Origin of the sequence: Flavobacterium silvisoli (genome assembly GCF_004329815.1) — a bacterium.
In the GTDB taxonomy this organism is placed as follows: Bacteria; Bacteroidota; Bacteroidia; order Flavobacteriales; family Flavobacteriaceae; genus Flavobacterium; species Flavobacterium silvisoli.
The window spans coordinates 448,991-466,279 of the sequence record NZ_SJPE01000001.1 but is presented as its reverse complement, the minus strand read 5'-3'; the positions used below and the strand labels follow the sequence as shown (position 1 = coordinate 466,279).

Below are 17,289 nucleotides of genomic sequence, written 5' to 3'. Positions count from 1 at the left end.
AAAGGGCTATGATTCTGTTTGATGTCAAATTTACCAAATATATCCGACAATTAAACTTATTACTTTTTTACTAGTTTTACCTGAATACTTGAATTTTCATTATCTATTTTGGCAATATAGTAGCCCGCTGGTAAATTGGAAATGTCTATCTGATTAATTACCTTTGGACTTATTGACGAGATGTAAATCGTCAAGAAAAAGTGTACTGATTTAGGTCAATACTAAGAGAGGACGTGTCCCTTTGAGAGTAATTAACCATGACAGTCACATTTTTCCAAAGCAACTTACCATAATGGAAAAGACGTTATTGATGAGATAGGTTTTGAAAATCACACAACAATAATTATTTTTCAAGGCGAGTTTTTAAACAAATTTTCAGAAACTCCCATGCAGCAGTAGCATCCACCCTAAATGCCAAAATTATTACAGCGAATATAATTGCTGTTTGCCACCATCTTGGTAATGGGATTTTGATGTATTGTTTTTTATTCATGATGTGGATTTTTAAAGTTCATATACAAAGAGAGAAATTCTCATTTTTATATTTAAGACATGAACTGTGATGATGGTGACAAGTTCTGAACTACTGATTTAAAAAAACAGAACCGTTGATTTCACCTTTGTTTTGGCAGTTCTCAAGCGTTTGTGACACAAATTAAAATACTCTTAGATGGAGTGTTTAGCAACAAAAAAGCCCGATACTTTCGTATTGGGCTTTACATCTTAATTTCTACGATGACATACTAGTAATAATAGTGCAAGACACTGTCTGTACTACTTCCCGCTGTATGTGTTACCGGAAAATCATTAGAATTATAAGTATACTGTTGATTTGTTGTATAAACTGTCCCTCCGTTTTCGGAGTAAGTAGACTGCAATATGTTATGCTTATTTTGATCAAAACCAATTACATTTTTGAATGGATTATTTTTAGTATCGTAGATATATGAAGATACTTTTATAACAGCACCCGTATCTTCAATACGACTGCTTATTTCCCCATTGTTCATCGTTATGGTATTATGAGACATAACATTGTCCTGAGTGCTTAAATCACCACTATACTTTATGGTAGAAATAGTCCCATCAGAATTGTAGGTGTAGATTTCCTTTGTTCCGGTTTCGTTATAATAGTCCAATTTCACAGATGTTGCCAAACGATTATAGGTATTGAAAGTATAAATATCTCTTTCTGTCAGCGTATTGGAAATATCAAAAAATTCCACTTTGGTAATTAAATCTCCTGTGTAGGTATATACCGCCCTCCTGATATAATTAGTAGTGGAAAGAACAGACTCAGCCATTTTATTACCATTGTAGGTGTAGTTATAGGTAAAGGTCCCTGCAGGATTCGTATCTACAATTTTCTTAACCAATATAGCATCGGGCGCTGTTGAGCCATCATCGGATGAACAAGATTGAAATAGTACAAAGAACATGCACAGCAGCACTAGTCTTTTCATAAGATTGGTTTTGAATGTTTAAACAAAAATAACCAAATAGTAATACAAACCAACTGTTCTACCATACGGGACGGACTAAATCAGACTTTTTAAATGGTATTGTTACAAGAGATGTAAACAAAAAAGCCCGATACTTTATAAACAGCATGCCCATAGACTAAGGACGTATGAGACGAACTGAAGTTCGTGTACCTGAAGCCCACCGGGCTTCCTCCTTTTAATTTCAAATCCCTCTTGGGCTCACTCGCTCAGAGTTGGTTGCAAAATAAAAAAGCCCGATACTTTCGTATCAGGCTTTCATTTTGCTCCCCCTCTTGGGCTCGAACCAAGGACCCTCTGATTAACAGTCAGATGCTCTAACCAACTGAGCTAAGGAGGAAGATGTTGTATCTTTTAAGCGGTTGCAAAGATAGAACGAATTTTATTTTTTGCAAATAAAATTGAATAAAATTTCAAAAAATATTACTTGTGAAAAATTGCCTTGTAAATATCGTTCCCGTTAGCAAAAAGCAACAAGGAAATAAGTAATACAAAACCAACCAGTTGCGCCTTCTCCAAGAACTTATCGCTGGGTTTTCGGCCCGAAATGATTTCGTATAATAAAAACATTACATGTCCGCCGTCAAGAGCCGGAATCGGCAATAAATTCATCACGCCAAGCATGATAGACAGCAAAGCGGTAATACCCCAAAACGCTTCCCAGCTCCAAGTGTTCGGGAAAATATTGAAGATGGCGGCAAACCCTCCCACTCCTTTATAGGCTCCAGTACTCGGATTGAAGATCGCTTTAAGCTGTTTGCCGTAATTGCCCAATTGGGTACATCCCTTTTCAATTCCGACAGGAATTGATTCGAAGAACCCAAATTTTTGACTGCTCACTTTGTAGTATCCCAATTTTTCGAGAGATGCTATACTGATACCGCCCAGTTGTACGCCCAATTTCCCTTCGTTGGTCACCTTAACCGTCAGAGGAACTTCTTGTTCGTCTCTGAGTACTACAGCGGGCAATTCTTTACCTTTATTGTTTTCGAGTATAGGCTTTACCTCATCAAGGTATTTGGTTTTTTGACCGTTGAGCGACAATAAAATATCTTTAGGCTTCAGATGCTGATTGGGAGAATCAGAAGGAACAGCCCCGATGGTAAACGGCATACGCAATTCGGCCAAAGGCATTTTAGGTCCGGATAATAATTTGTCGATAAAGTTGATTGGCATCTTAATTTCCTGTTCAACCCCGCCTCGGTCAACCACTACTTTTTTCGACATCAATATTTTTTCTGATATCGTTTGGTCGAATTTGTCAATTGGTTTTCCGTCTATGCTTACAAACTTATCACCGGTCTTGAACCCTATCTGCTGCATGGTAGGGTTTTGAATCCACACTCCGTCTTTTACTTCGCTGTTAGCAATGTACTGTTCCCCATAAAAGAAGGTCATTCCGATGTAAATGATGAAAGCCAAAATGAAATTTACCGTTACCCCACCCAGCATGATAATCAAACGTTGCCAAGCCGGCTTAGAACGGAATTCCCATGGCTGGGGTTCCTGAGCCATTTGCTCTGTATCCATACTTTCATCTATCATACCCGAAATCTTAACATAGCCTCCCAAAGGCAGCCACCCGATTCCGTATTCGGTTTCCCCGATTTTCTTTTTGAGTAACGAATATTTTACGTCAAAGAACAAATAGAACTTTTCTACTCTTGTTTTAAATAATTTAGCCGGAATAAAATGCCCCAGTTCGTGCAGTATGATTAGTATTGATAAACTCAGTAAAAATTGAGATAATTTGATTGCAATTTCCATTTCTTATTTTGTCAGTTTCTTTTAAACGCACAAAAGTAAGGTTTTCACCTTACTCCTGCATAGTATATTGAGCGAAGATTACTTTTTTATGAATTTTTTATGATAGATACCTTCAGCTGTTTGAATGTCAATGTAATGAACCCCCGATGACAACGAGTTTACTGAAAAATCCAAGGTGGTACTTTCCAATACTTTTTGTCCCAAACTGTTGTAGATAATCGCTTTTTGCAAACCGAGATTGGCCGGCATTTGAATGTGTAAAAATTCGGCACTAGGGTTGGGATATACCGCTACAGCCTTGTCCATTTCAAAACTCTGATTGCCCAAAGTCATAGTAGAATTGCGTGAAATCAAATGCTTTTCGGGGTCAAACTCGACACCTGTGATGGTAAAAGGAACGTTCATGATGAATTCCTGCCCGTTAACCGTATTGTTTAACACCAAATCTGCCATCTCTCCGTTGGCGCCGTATACTCTTACCGGAACCGGCATTTCAAAATAGGTTACCGAAGGATGTGACTGGGTTTGGTTGACTACAAACTTAGCCTGACCTGCACCCCAATTTTGAGCAGTAATGGTATACGTAGGATAGCCTTGATTGTAAATCCAGTCGTTGAAAAATTCGGTTAAGCTTTGCCCGTATACCGCCTCCAAATGTCCTTTTAAATCGGTAGTCACGGCATATTTATATGCCAGATTCGGATCGGCTAAATAATTCTTAACTCCCTGAAAAAATAGGGCATCTCCCAATTTGAAACGCAGCATTTCCAAGACCATAGCGCCTTTGTCATAACTAAACTGGTCGCTGAAAATCCGATTGACATTCGTAGCCTGAGTATCGGTCAGATAAACAGCTCCGCCCGTAGTAGAAGTAATATTATCAATCATGTTTCCTTTCTCGAAAATAAAAGAATCCAATCCGTCAAAATTTTCGATCACCAATGCCGCCAAGTAGGTGGCGAATCCTTCATTGAGCCAGACATCTTTCCAAGAACCACAAGTAACTTTATCGCCAAACCACTGATGCGCCAATTCATGAGCAATCAATTGACGGCTGAAATTGACCATAAACGAAACTGTGGTATGCTCCATACCGCCACCCCAGCCAAACTGAGCATGTCCGTATTTCTCGTTGTGAAACGGATAAATTTCAAACAAACTCTCGTACAAATCCAGAATCGCCGGCGTTTCATCCAATTGAGGTTGTACTGTGGCTAAGTTTTCGGGATAAATGTAATTGATGATTGGGTACTGATTGGGTGCCGTACCTCCCGTTTGGGTATAAACACTGTAATTTGTACAAGCAATAGCAATCAAATAAGCCGGTATAGGATAGCCATGGTGAAAGTGCGTGGTCTTATTCCCTCCCGAAACCACAGGGGGTGTGGTTTGTATTCCGTTAGAAACACTGGTATACTGTGACGGTGCCGTGATGTACACATCGATGCTGTCAATCTTGTCGTTCAAATCCTGTTTACAAGGCCACCAATCGCGGGCTCCGAAAGGTTCTGAAAGCGTCCAAATGATTGGGGTTCCGTTGTGTTGGCTTTGCACAAAAGAAAAGAATCCATTGTTAGGAGGAACGCCAGAATAACTGATTTCAACTGTTGCCGAAGTTCCGGCCGTTTGAGTAGCAGGAAGGGTTATCACCAACTCATTGTTGGTGTTTTCAACATACGTCAAACTGGTTGTTCCCATTTTAACCGAACTCGCAGTGAGTTCATTGGCAAAATCAAACGTGATGGTATTCATATTTGACAGTGCGGTGTAAGTAGTTGTCACTTTACCGGTGATGAATTTTGCATTCGGATTAATGGTAAACTCCAATTTATGATAGGTAATATCATAGTTCTGAGTATTGGCATTGATTTGAAGATTCATTGTTTTGGACGCCGATTTCATTTCAGCTTCCGCAATGGAGTGTGAAGTGATTTCTCTTTTTTGGGCAAAAGCCACATAAACGCAAAGACAAAACAATAAAACGTAATTTTTTCTCATGGTATTTTAGAAATTTTTGCGAATATACTAATAAAGCACTGTAACAATTATTAAAATTGTGGTAAAATAACCCCTTATAAACAGATTCATAATAATTTACCCTAAAGACTAAGTTTTCAGGCAACTGAAAGGTTTTATCAAACATTTCATTAAATTTGCCTCCTTATAAAGAAAATGCCATGTTACAAATAAGTTACATCAGAGAAAATCAGGAAAAAGTGATTGCCGCTTTGGCCAAAAGACATATGGATGCGAGAGCCTTAGTGGAAACCGTTATCCAATTAGACGAAAACAGAAGAAGCACTCAGGTTGCGCTCGACAATACTTTGGCGGAAGCCAACAAACTATCGGCCTCTATCGGTGAAATGATGAAAAGCGGAGAAAAAGCCAAAGCCGAAATTTTAAAACAAAAAACCAGTCAGCTCAAAGAAACCAGCAAGGAACTTTCGGAAAAACTGGAAGCCTTTGCGGCAGAATTGCAACAAAACATGTACTTGCTGCCCAACCTTCCTGCAGATATCGTACCCGAAGGAAAAACTCCGGAAGAGAACCTGAATGTTTTTCAGGAAGGCGAAATCCCTGTATTGCACGAAGGAGCTCAACCGCATTGGGAATTGGTGAAAAAATACGACATCATCGACTTTGAATTGGGGGTAAAAATTACCGGAGCAGGTTTCCCGGTTTATAAGGGCAAAGGCGCCAAATTACAACGCGCTCTGATTGCTTATTTCTTAGACAAAAATACAGAAGCAGGTTATCAGGAAGTACAAGTGCCGCATTTGGTTAATGAGGCTTCGGGCTATGGAACCGGTCAGTTGCCTGATAAAGAAGGCCAAATGTACCATGTAGGCTTAGATGATTTATACCTGATTCCGACTGCCGAAGTACCGGTTACCAATTTATACCGCGATGTGATTTTGCAGGAAAATGAACTGCCTATTTTGTGCACCGGATATACCCCTTGTTTCCGCAGAGAAGCCGGTTCTTACGGAGCACACGTACGCGGTTTGAACCGTTTGCACCAATTTGACAAAGTGGAAATTGTTCGCATTGAACATCCTGATAAATCCTACGAAGCCCTTGACGGCATGGTAGAACACGTAAAAAGCATTTTAAAAGAATTGCAATTGCCTTACCGAGTACTACGCCTTTGCGGTGGCGATATGGGATTTGCCTCGGCATTGACCTATGATTTTGAAGTATTTTCAACGGCACAAGATCGTTGGTTGGAAATCAGTTCGGTTTCTAACTTCGAAACATTCCAGGCCAATCGTTTGAAACTGCGCTTCAAAGGCAAAGACGGTAAAACCCAATTGGCACATACCCTGAACGGAAGTTCGTTGGCATTGCCGAGAGTTTTGGCCGGCATCATTGAGAATTACCAAACTCCGGAAGGCATTGTAATACCTGAGGTTTTACGTCCTTACACCGGATTTGATATCATTAACTAAAAAAGTTAATCTTTAGCAAACAATGTACTAATCGAGCACAAAAAGTGTTACTTTAGTACATTGTTCGTTTTAACGGAAATTATGAAAAAACTCTTCCTCACCCTATTCTTGTTGGTATCATTTTGGGCTCAGGCTCAAAGCGAGCAGTTGGCCAATAATTATTTTGACCGAGGTGAATTTGAAAAAGCCTTGGTGAGTTATGAAGAATTGCTTAAAGGTCAGGAAGGCAATTTTAATTATTTCCAAAGAGTCATTGAATGTTACCAACAACTGCAACAATTCGAAAAAGCGGAGAAAGCCCTAGAATTGCGTTTAGACAAATACAAACAAAGCAATCTTTTGGTAGAACTGGGGTTTAATTACCAACTGCAAAAAAATCAGGAAAAAGCCAAAAAATATTACGACCAAGCTATTGACAAAATCAGGAAAAATGCCAATGAGGTATACGGTATTGCCTATGTTTTTGAGAAAAAGGCTTTGTTTGATTACGCTTTGCTGGCTTATAAAACCGCTTTGGAAAAAGAACCCCGCATGAGTTTCGGGTTTCAAATGGCAACGCTTTACGGTCAGCTGGGAAATACCGATTTGATGATTGAAACTTTTTTGGATGAATCGGTAAAAAATCCGCAAAACCTGCCTATTATTCAAAACCAATTGTCCCGTTTCATGACCGAAGAAACGGATGCCAGTTTTAACGAAGCGCTGAAAAAGTCTTTACTGATCAGGGCTCAAAAAACCCAAGACATCATTTGGAACGACTTTTTGAGTTGGTATTTTGTGCAAATCAAAGAATACGGCAAGGCTTTTATTCAGCAAAAAGCCATTTATAAACGAAACCCCGATTCTTTTGCCAATATTGTCAATTTGGGCCAAATGGCTATAGAAGACAATGACGAAGATTCAGCCAAAGAAATCCTTACTTTTGTTTTAGACAATACCCAGGATCTGGAGTTGTTGATACAATCGCATTCCTATTTGCTGGAAATGAAAATCAATCATGCATTGGCTAAAGATTATCCAGCCATAACACAGGAATTGGATAATCTGATCAAACAATTCGGCCCCAGCCCCTATACGCTTTCTTTACTGGAACTGCAGGCAAATTTTACGGCCTTTCATTTAAACAATCCCGAAAAAGCCAAAACCATTTTAAAAAATGCTATGGAAATGCCCATTAACCGCTACCAAATGGCAGAGGTAAAAATGGCCTTGGCCGATATCTTTTTGTTTGAAGAAAAATTCAATCAGGCCTTGATTTATTATTCGCAGATAGATGAAGAAATGGGTGGAGACGCCATCGGTCAGGAAGCCAGTTTGAAAACAGCCAAAACCAGTTATTTTAAAGGCGATTTCGAATGGGCTTCACATCAGTTGAAAGTTCTAAAATCAGCACCTTCACAATTGATTGCCAACGATGCTTTGGATTTATTTTTACTGATCAGTGACAATACGGTGGAAGACTCAACCCAAGTAGCCCTGAAGAAATTTGCCCGGGCTGATTTTCTTTTATACCAAAACAAAAAAGCGGAAGCTTTAGCCGGATTTCAATTGATTTTAAAAGAAAATAAAGGCGATGCCATTGAACCGGTCACTTTGCTGCGGATAGGTAAAATTTATGAAAAGATGGGAGATTTTGTCAAAGCTCTTGAGAACTACAACGAAATCATCAGCAAGCACAAAGACTGTATCTATATTGATGAAGCATTATATTATTCGGCTGAAATTTACAACCTTAATCTGAACGATCCGGAGAAAGCCAAACCGCTTTACGAAGAAATGATTTTCAAACACGAAGACAGTATTTATTTTGTAGACTCGAGGAACAAATACCGAAAACTGCGCGGCGACACTAATCTTTAGTAATCGTTTTTGAGCCATAAACTTAAACCCTAAATTTTTTAAAATGATATTATACAACGTTACCATCAACATACACGAAAGTGTTCATGACCAATGGATGCAATGGATGCAGGAAAAACACATCAAAGATGTACTGGCTACGGGGAAATTCTCATCGGCGCGAATGGTAAAAGTTTTAGTCGAGGAAGAAATGGGCGGCACTACCTATTCTATTCAGTACTGCACCGATTCTAAAGAAACATTACAAAAATATTACGACGAAGATGCACCAAGGCTTCGCGAAGAAGGACACCGATTATTTGGCGACAAAATGTTGGCTTTCCGAACGGAATTGGAATTGATTTCGGATCATTAACACCGTGATTGTCATTCCCGCGCAGGCGAGAATCCACTAAACAAAAGCAAAATAAAATGCAATCACTTCGTCAATACTGTGTTTACATTTTAGCCAGCAAAAAAAAAATGGTACCCTATATATTGGAGTAACCAATAGTATTGAAAGAAGAATTGAAGAACACAAAAACAAACTAAACTCAAACTGTTTTACAGCAAAATATGACGTAAAATTGTTGGTTTATTATGAAACATTCCAATATATAAACGATGCTATTGACCGAGAAAAACAACTCAAAAAATGGAATCGTCAATGGAAAATAAACTTGATTGAAGCAGAAAACAAAGACTGGAAAGATCTTTCTGAAAATTGGATTAATTAAAATAGATTCCCGTCTGCAGGGGAATGACAAACAGACTACAATGAGCCAAGTAAAAGCCAAAAAACACCTCGGTCAGCATTTCTTAACCGATGAAAATATTGCCAAAGACATAGCCGACACTTTGGGGTTTCAAGGCTATGACAAGGTACTGGAGATAGGTCCGGGGATGGGAGTTCTTACCAAATATCTGTTGGAAAAACCGGCCACAACTTATGTCATTGAAATTGACACTGAATCTGTTGAGTACCTGAATGCCCATTATCCGAAATTACACGGCAAAATCATTTCCAAAGATTTTTTAAAATACGACATCAACGAGGTTTTTAAAGGCGAGCCGTTTGCCATAACCGGGAATTTCCCTTATAATATTTCTTCCCAAATCGTATTCCGTTGCTTGGATTTACGCATGCAGGTTCCGGAATTTACAGGGATGTTTCAAAAAGAAGTGGCAGAACGCATTTGTTCCAAAAAAGGCAATAAGGTTTACGGCATATTATCGGTTTTGGTACAGGCGTTTTACGATGCCGAATATTTGTTTACAGTCAATGAAGATGTGTTCAATCCGCCGCCTAAAGTAAAATCGGGGGTGTTGCGCTTGTTGAGAAAACCAAATTTCCATTTGCCCTGCAACGAAAAACTATTCTTTAACGTGGTCAAAACAGGCTTTCAACAACGCCGGAAAACCCTTAGAAATAGTTTAAAATCCTTCAACCTTTCGGATAATTTAAAAGAAGACACTATCTTTGACCTCCGTCCGGAGCAGTTATCTGTAGAACAGTTCATCGAACTTACTCAAAAAATAGAAGCCCATGCAGTTTAATATCAGCAAAGAACTCTTAACGCAAATCGAGCAACTCATTCATCAAAAAAATGACCAGGAATTGGCTGTTTTGTTGAATGACATGCACCATGCCGATATTGCGGAGATTTTTGATGAATTAAATATTGAAGAAGCTACTTATATTTTCCGAATTCTGGACAGCGAAATCACCGCTGAAATTCTGCCCGAGCTGGAAGAAGATGTACGTGAAAAAATCCTTCAGGGTCTTTCCGCCAAAGAAATTGCGGAAGAGCTTGATGAATTAGATACCGATGACGCCGCGGATATTATTGCCGAATTGTCGCAAAGCAAAAAAGAAGAGGTAATCTCGGAGCTGGAAGACGTAGAGCACGCCAAAGACATTGTGGATTTGTTGCGCTACAGCGAAACCACTGCCGGAGGTTTGATGGGGAAAGAAATGGTAAAGGTCAACGAAAACTGGAATGTGTTGACCTGTGTTAAAGAAATGCGCATACAAGCCGAAAATGTAACCCGGGTACACTCTATTTATGTTGTAGACGATGACGGAAGACTGAAAGGAAGACTTTCCCTTAAAGATTTATTGACTACTTCTACCAAAACACCCATCAGCGAAGTATACATCAAAAAAGTGGACTACGTAAAAGTAGACACCCCTAACACAGAAGTAGCCCGTATAATGCAAAAGTACGATTTGGAAGCCATTCCGGTCGTAGACGAATTGGGTAGATTAGTAGGTCGCGTCACTATTGATGATATCGTAGACGTAATCAAAGAAGAAGCCGATAAAGATTACCAGATGGCGGCGGGGATTACGCAAGACGTAGAAGCCGGCGATACCGTATTCGAATTAATAAAAGCACGTTTGCCGTGGCTTTTGATTGGCATGGTAATCGAAATTGTAGCCTCTTTTGTTCTAAAAAACAACGAATCGGCATTTCACAAATATGAAACGCTCATCATTTTTGTTCCCTTACTGTCTGCAACAGCGGGAAACATTGGAGTCCAAGCCTCGGCCATCGTAGTACAAGGTTTAGCCAACGGATCTTTAAAAGAATTTAGTCAAAACTACTTTAAAAAAGAATTATTGGTGGCCATGCTTTCCGGAACTATAATTTCACTCTTTCTGTTGGTTTATCATTCTGTAATGTATCAACAATATCAAGTAGGATTAGCTATTTCTATCTCTATTATCGTTGTCATTCTATTTGCGGCCATGTTAGGCACCTTGGTTCCTCTGTTTCTTCACAAAAACAAAATTGATCCTGCCATTGCAACCGGGCCATTTATTACAACCACAAATGATGTATTTGGTATTATCCTTTATTTTGGAATTGCCCGCATGATTCTTGGATTTTAATATTTAACAAATAAAAAAAACCTCTCATTGCTGAGAGGTTTTTCTTTTAGTACCCGGAGTGGGAATCGAACCCACACTCCTAAGAACACGAGTTTGAGTCGTGCGCGTCTACCAATTCCGCCATCCGGGCAATAGACTTTTGGTGTTTTGTGGGTGCAAATGTAAATAAATTTTCTTCAAACTATCAAAAAAATACTTAAAAATATCCTTTCAGACTCGGATTTAATTTCTAAATTTGCACCGCGTTACAGCAACACACAACTAACTAACTACATTCGAGGCGATTATACAGTTGACGGTCTGAATAAAAAAATTCGGTCAAATCGGATAAACACCGCGAATCAAAACAACAAATTACAATGTCGCAACTAGAACCAGAAGCAAAAATTTTTGCGTGTTCGCAAAGCGTCTATTTAGCGGAACAAATTGCCAGTCACTATGGTGTTCCACTAGGTAAAGTTACGTTCTCAAAGTATAGTGATGGTGAATTTCAGCCTTCGTTTGAAGAGTCTATAAGAGGTTTACGCGTTTTTATTGTCTGCTCTACTTTTCCGAGTGCCGACAATTTAATGGAGTTATTGTTGATGATTGATGCCGCCAAAAGAGCCTCAGCCCGACACATCACTCCCGTAATTCCTTATTTTGGATGGGCCAGACAAGACCGAAAAGACAAACCCAGAGTTCCGATTGGAGCCAAGCTGGTAGCCAAGTTGTTGGAAACCGCCGGTGCCACCCGAATCATGACGATGGATTTGCATGCCGATCAAATACAAGGGTTTTTCGAAAAACCGGTAGACCACTTGTTTGCTTCAACCATCTTTTTGCCTTATGTAAAAAGTCTGCAGTTGGAGAATTTGACCATAGCATCACCAGATATGGGAGGTTCCAAAAGAGCCTATGCCTATTCTAAATTTTTGGAATCGGATGTGGTGATTTGTTACAAACAACGCAAAGCCGCCAACGTGATTGACACGATGGAGTTGATTGGAGAAGTAAAAGGGCGCAACGTGATTTTGGTAGATGACATGGTCGATACTGGAGGAACTTTGGCCAAAGCGGCAGATTTAATGATTGAAAAAGGTGCTATAAGTGTGAGAGCCATTTGTACACACGCTATCCTTTCGGGAGATGCGTATGACAAAATAGAAAATTCACAATTGAGCGAATTGATAGTCACCGATTCTATTCCGTTAAAGAGAGAATCGAAAAAAATAAGAGTGGTGAGTTGTGCGCCGCTTTTTGCAGAAGTTATGCACATGGTGCAACACAACAATTCTATCAGTGGTAAATTCCTGATGTAAATCAAGTTGTCGGTTGATGGTTGATGGTAAAATATTAATCGCCAACAACTGTAAACCAACAACTAACAACTAAGTATTTTATTTATTAACTATATATTTTTACAATGAAATCGATTACGATTAAAGGACAAGAAAGAGAAAGCGTAGGCAAAAAAGCTACAAAAGCCTTACGTGATGCTGGAATGATCCCTTGCGTTATTTACGGAGGAGACCAACCAGTACATTTTGCAGCAGAAGAAAAAGCATTTAAAGGATTGGTGTACACTCCAAACGCTCACACTGTTGTAGTTGATTTGAACGGAAAAACTAACAATGTAATCCTTCAGGACATTCAGTTTCACCCGGTATCAGACAAAATTTTACACATTGATTTCTTCCAGTTGAACGACAACAAAGAAATCATCATGGAAGTTCCTGTGAAAATTACAGGTACCTCTCCAGGTGTATTGTTAGGAGGTGATTTACGTTTGAACCAAAGAAGATTAAAAGTAAAAGCTTTACCAAAAAATCTTCCGGATTATGTTGAAGCCAACATCTCTGAATTGCAAATGGGTAACAAATTGTACGTTACCAAATTGGAGACTAACAACTTCAAATTGATGCACCCGGATAACACTGTGGTTTGTCAGGTGAAGATTTCACGTGCCGCTATGAAAGCCGCTCAAGAAGCAGCCAAAGCAGCCAAAGCTCCTGCAAAAGGAAAGAAAAAATAATTCATTTCCAAGTTATAAGAAAAGCCTCGTTGAAAAACGGGGCTTTTTCATTTAGGAGCGACAGGTTCGAGCCTTCTTGGATTCCGTGTTCCCGCCATCCGCACTACGCGGTAGTTACTCCTGTCGGGGCTAAAAACAAACCAAAGGCGCTTTATAAACTTTTGGACACAAATTTTCAAATTAACTCATTTTCAAATTTTCAAATTAGCTACTTTTGCCCCATGAATTGGTTTACCAAATTATTTACTAAAAATATAGTTTCAGAAAATACAGAACCTATGAAAAAGTTCCTCATTGTCGGTCTTGGAAATATTGGTGCCGAATATGTAAATACCCGTCACAATATTGGCTTCAAAGTATTAGACTATGTGGCCCAACAGGAAAACCTGACCTTTGAAACCGCCAAATTAGGAGCCGTAGCCGAATACAACCTTAAAGGAAGAAAACTCATTCTTTTAAAACCCAATACCTACATGAACCTTAGCGGTAAAGCCGTTAAGTATTGGATGGAAAAAGAAAACATCGCCAAAGAGAACGTATTGATTATTACCGATGACTTGAACTTACCCTTCGGCACCATTCGCATCAAAGGCAAAGGCAGCGACGGCGGGCACAACGGACTTAAAAATATCCAACTGCTGCTGAATACCTCCGAATACCCGCGCTTTCGTTTCGGCATCAGCGACGAATTCAAAAAAGGCCAACAGGTAGATTACGTTTTGGGCGAATGGAACGAAGAAGAAAAAGCCAAACTCCCCGAGCGGTATAAAATATCCAAGGAAATCATCGAATCGTTTGCACTGGCCGGATTAGCCAACACCATGAATTCCTTTAACGGAAAATAAGCCCTTGTTGTTTCTGTAAAAAATGTACCTTTGCACCGAATTCTTCCATTTAGAATTCACAACATAATTCTCACTTAACGTTTATAGCATGCAACTGTATAACACTTTAAGCGCAGAAGAAAGAGCCGAGCTTATTGACCAAGCCGGCAAACAAAGACTGACTTTGTCTTTCTATGCGTACGCCAAAATCGAAGACCCACAACAATTTCGTAACGAATTATTCCTTGCCTGGAACGCACTCGATGCGCTGGGTAGAATTTACGTAGCCCATGAAGGCATCAATGCTCAGATGAGCGTACCGGCCGAAAATTTTGAAGCCTTCCGAGACACCTTGGAAGTCTATGATTTTATGAAAGGCATCCGCCTGAATGTAGCCGTAGAACACGATGATCATTCGTTTTTAAAACTCACCATCAAAGTGCGCCACAAAATTGTAGCCGATGGTCTGAACGATGATACTTTTGACGTAACCAACAAAGGTATTCACTTAAAAGCCAAGGAATTCAACCAAATATTGGAAGACCCTAACACCATAGTGGTCGATTTCAGAAACCACTACGAAAGTGAAGTGGGCCATTTCAAGGGTGCCATTACCCCTGATGTGGAGACCTTTCGCGAAAGTTTGCCTATCATCAACGAACAACTGAAAGATTTCAAAGAAGACAAAAATCTGGTGATGTATTGTACCGGAGGTATTCGTTGCGAAAAAGCCAGCGCCTATTTCAAACACCAAGGTTTCAAAAATGTCTACCAATTGGAAGGCGGTATCATTCAATACGCCAAACAAATCAAAGAGGAAGGACTCGAAAGCAAATTCATCGGAAAAAACTTTGTATTCGACAACCGTTTGGGTGAACGCATCACTGAAGACATTGTATCTCAATGCCACCAGTGCGGCAAACCGTGTGACAATCATACCAATTGCGCCAACGACGGTTGCCATTTATTGTTCATCCAATGCGACGAGTGCAAAGCCTTGATGGAAAACTGCTGCTCAACCGAATGCCTTGAAATTACCCATCTGCCATTGGCCGAACAGGTTAAATTGAGAAGAGGCAAACAAGTAGGCAATAAAATCTTCCGCAAAGGCCGTTCGGAAAACCTGCGCTTCAAACACTCGGGAGCGTTGCCTGATGTTCCTTTGGCGAAAGTTCAGGAAACAAAAGACATCCGTCAAAAAATACGAATCAAAAAAGTTTTGGTTGCCCAAGTTGAACATTACTATGTAAAAGCACAAGTAGCCTTATTCATCATAGAAAATCAGGAACTGCAATTGGGAGATAAAATACTGATCTCCGGACCAACTACCGGCAATCAGGAATTGGTTTTAGAACAAATGTTGGTCAACGGTCTGGAAAAAACTCTGGCAAAACCAGGAGATAAAGTAACGTTTCGAGTACCATTCCGTGTTCGTTTGTCAGACAAATTATTTAAAATCACCAGCTAATGACTACTTCAGGAAGAATTGAATTGATGGCTCCTGCCGGAAACTTTGAATCACTCCAAGCTGCATTAGATAACGGTTGTGATTCGGTTTACTTTGGCGTTGAACAATTGAACATGCGTGCCCGTGCCACGGTAAATTTCACATTAGATGATTTACCCGAAATAGCCCGCAGATGCAACGAAAAAAACGTCAGAACCTATCTGACCTTAAATACGATTATTTACGATCACGATTTATCGATTGTAAAAACACTTTTGGCGAAAGCCAAAGAAGCCGGAATTACCGCGGTAATTGCCTCTGACCAAGCGGTAATCATGACCGCCCGGACTATGGGACTGGAAGTGCATATTTCTACTCAATTGAATGTCACCAACATCGAAACGGTAAAATTCTACGCCTTATTTGCCGATACTATAGTCTTGTCAAGAGAACTGAGTTTGCGTCAGGTAAAGAAAATTACGGCCGATATTGAAAAGGAACAAATCAAAGGCCCAAGCGGGAATTTGGTTGAAATTGAAATCTTTGGCCATGGGGCACTTTGTATGGCGGTTTCGGGCAAATGCTATTTGAGTTTGCATTCGCACAATTCTTCGGCCAATCGCGGTGCCTGCAAACAAAACTGTCGTAAAAAATATACCGTTATCGACCAGGAAAGCGGTTTCGAAATTGAAATTGACAACGAATACATGATGTCGCCCAAAGATTTGTGTACCCTTGATTTCTTGGACCAAGTGATTGATTCGGGCATCAAAGTTCTGAAAATTGAAGGAAGAGGACGGGCTGCCGATTATGTTGCCACTGTAATTAAAACCTACAGAGAAGCTATTGATTCGTATTACGAAGGCACATTTACCAAAGAAAAAATCAGTGGTTGGATGGAAACTTTGGCTACCGTTTATAACAGAGGTTTTTGGAGCGGGTATTATTTGGGTCAAAAGTTGGGCGAATGGTCTGATAACCCAGGCTCGAGTGCTACCCAAAAGAAAGTTTACATTGGCAAAGGGATGCACTATTTTCCAAAAGCCAGCATAGCTGAGTTTAAAATAGAGGCCTACGACATCAAAAAAGGCGACAAAATACTCATTACCGGGCCCAGCACCGGAGCTCAGGAAATGGTAGTCGAAGAAATGATGGTAAACGATTTAGCATTAGAAAAAGCCACCAAAGGCGACAGTTGTACTTTGAAAGTGCCGTTCCGCATTCGTCTTTCGGACAAGATGTATAAAATTGTAGAAAACTAATGGTTGTAGTTACCCTGCAGAGAGACAAATGCATTGGTTGCAATTACTGTGTAGAAATGGCTCCGGCTCAATTTCAAATGTCAAAAAAAGACGGAAAATCGGTGTTGTTAAAATCCGTCAATGCCAAAGGATTTTACACCCTAAAATCGGCTGACCATACCATAGTTGAATCCTGCGAATTGGCCGAAAAAGCCTGTCCGGTGAAAATCATCAGTGTTAAAGAAACCTGATATTCGAGGTTTTTTTAAATAAAAATGTACTTTTAAAAAATCTTTCCGATAAAGACATC

Annotated in this window: 17 protein-coding genes and 2 tRNA genes; 12 read left to right on the top strand and 7 right to left on the bottom strand. The window is 39.7% G+C overall.

All coding sequences use genetic code 11. The features are described 5' to 3' along the window. Positions 1-59: 59 nt before the first annotated feature. From EZL74_RS13330 to EZL74_RS02075, 6 genes are all read right to left on the bottom strand, one after another. Positions 60-194, bottom strand: a complete 135-nt coding sequence (locus EZL74_RS13330) for a T9SS type A sorting domain-containing protein (RefSeq protein ID WP_131474930.1) — start codon at positions 192-194, stop codon at positions 60-62. A gap of 149 nt (positions 195-343) precedes the next feature. Then, positions 344-493 (bottom strand): hypothetical protein, encoded by a 150-nt coding sequence (locus tag EZL74_RS13080; protein WP_154669974.1) that lies wholly within the window; start codon positions 491-493, stop codon positions 344-346. 250 nt (positions 494-743) lie between these two features. After that, complete coding sequence (locus tag EZL74_RS02090) at positions 744-1,463, bottom strand: hypothetical protein (RefSeq protein WP_131474929.1); 720 nt, start codon at positions 1,461-1,463, stop codon at positions 744-746. A gap of 305 nt (positions 1,464-1,768) precedes the next feature. Beyond that, a tRNA-Asn gene (locus EZL74_RS02085) sits at positions 1,769-1,842 on the bottom strand. A gap of 83 nt (positions 1,843-1,925) precedes the next feature. Next, a complete protein-coding gene (gene rseP, locus EZL74_RS02080) occupies positions 1,926-3,269 on the bottom strand; it encodes an RIP metalloprotease RseP (protein ID WP_131474928.1) in 1,344 nt (447 codons plus the stop codon). 78 nt (positions 3,270-3,347) lie between these two features. Continuing rightward, on the bottom strand, positions 3,348-5,267 hold the full coding sequence (locus EZL74_RS02075) for a M1 family aminopeptidase (protein ID WP_131474927.1): 1,920 nt from the start codon (positions 5,265-5,267) through the stop codon (positions 3,348-3,350). A 179-nt stretch (positions 5,268-5,446) separates the two neighbouring features. Between EZL74_RS02075 and serS the strand changes: the two genes are divergently transcribed. From serS to mgtE, 6 genes are all read left to right on the top strand, one after another. After that, positions 5,447-6,718, top strand: a complete 1,272-nt coding sequence (serS, locus tag EZL74_RS02070; RefSeq protein WP_131474926.1) for a serine--tRNA ligase — start codon at positions 5,447-5,449, stop codon at positions 6,716-6,718. Positions 6,719-6,799: 81 nt separating this feature from the next. Continuing rightward, entirely contained in the window at positions 6,800-8,578 is a 1,779-nt protein-coding gene (locus EZL74_RS02065; RefSeq protein ID WP_131474925.1) for a tetratricopeptide repeat protein, read from the top strand. A gap of 43 nt (positions 8,579-8,621) precedes the next feature. Then, positions 8,622-8,933, top strand: coding sequence for a DUF4286 family protein (locus tag EZL74_RS02060; protein ID WP_131474924.1), 312 nt, complete (start codon positions 8,622-8,624; stop codon positions 8,931-8,933). Positions 8,934-8,994: 61 nt separating this feature from the next. After that, the gene (locus EZL74_RS02055; RefSeq protein ID WP_317125793.1) at positions 8,995-9,294 is read left to right on the top strand and encodes a GIY-YIG nuclease family protein; all 300 of its coding nucleotides are present in this window, start codon (positions 8,995-8,997) and stop codon (positions 9,292-9,294) included. Between the two features lie 40 nt (positions 9,295-9,334). After that, positions 9,335-10,114 (top strand): 16S rRNA (adenine(1518)-N(6)/adenine(1519)-N(6))-dimethyltransferase RsmA, encoded by a 780-nt coding sequence (rsmA, locus tag EZL74_RS02050; protein ID WP_131474923.1) that lies wholly within the window; start codon positions 9,335-9,337, stop codon positions 10,112-10,114. Continuing rightward, positions 10,104-11,453 (top strand): magnesium transporter, encoded by a 1,350-nt coding sequence (gene mgtE, locus EZL74_RS02045; RefSeq protein ID WP_131474922.1) that lies wholly within the window; start codon positions 10,104-10,106, stop codon positions 11,451-11,453. Before rsmA ends, mgtE begins: the two co-directional genes overlap by 11 nt. A 50-nt stretch (positions 11,454-11,503) precedes the next feature. Here mgtE and EZL74_RS02040 read toward each other — a convergent pair. Then, a tRNA-Leu gene (locus tag EZL74_RS02040) sits at positions 11,504-11,583 on the bottom strand. A gap of 229 nt (positions 11,584-11,812) precedes the next feature. Here EZL74_RS02040 and EZL74_RS02035 point away from each other — a divergent pair. From EZL74_RS02035 to EZL74_RS02010, 6 genes are all read left to right on the top strand, one after another. Continuing rightward, complete coding sequence (locus EZL74_RS02035) at positions 11,813-12,754, top strand: ribose-phosphate pyrophosphokinase (RefSeq protein WP_131474921.1); 942 nt, start codon at positions 11,813-11,815, stop codon at positions 12,752-12,754. A 104-nt stretch (positions 12,755-12,858) separates the two neighbouring features. Then, entirely contained in the window at positions 12,859-13,467 is a 609-nt protein-coding gene (locus tag EZL74_RS02030) for a 50S ribosomal protein L25/general stress protein Ctc (RefSeq protein ID WP_131474920.1), read from the top strand. A gap of 221 nt (positions 13,468-13,688) precedes the next feature. Next, on the top strand, positions 13,689-14,312 hold the full coding sequence (gene pth / locus EZL74_RS02025; protein WP_131474919.1) for an aminoacyl-tRNA hydrolase: 624 nt from the start codon (positions 13,689-13,691) through the stop codon (positions 14,310-14,312). A gap of 88 nt (positions 14,313-14,400) precedes the next feature. Beyond that, a complete protein-coding gene (gene trhO, locus EZL74_RS02020; RefSeq protein WP_131474918.1) occupies positions 14,401-15,759 on the top strand; it encodes an oxygen-dependent tRNA uridine(34) hydroxylase TrhO in 1,359 nt (452 codons plus the stop codon). Then, on the top strand, positions 15,759-17,000 hold the full coding sequence (locus EZL74_RS02015; protein ID WP_131474917.1) for a peptidase U32 family protein: 1,242 nt from the start codon (positions 15,759-15,761) through the stop codon (positions 16,998-17,000). The genes trhO and EZL74_RS02015 overlap by 1 nt, the downstream gene beginning before the upstream one ends. Then, a complete protein-coding gene (locus tag EZL74_RS02010) occupies positions 17,000-17,230 on the top strand; it encodes a ferredoxin (RefSeq protein WP_131474916.1) in 231 nt (76 codons plus the stop codon). Before EZL74_RS02015 ends, EZL74_RS02010 begins: the two co-directional genes overlap by 1 nt. The last annotated feature ends 59 nt before the right edge of the window (positions 17,231-17,289 follow it).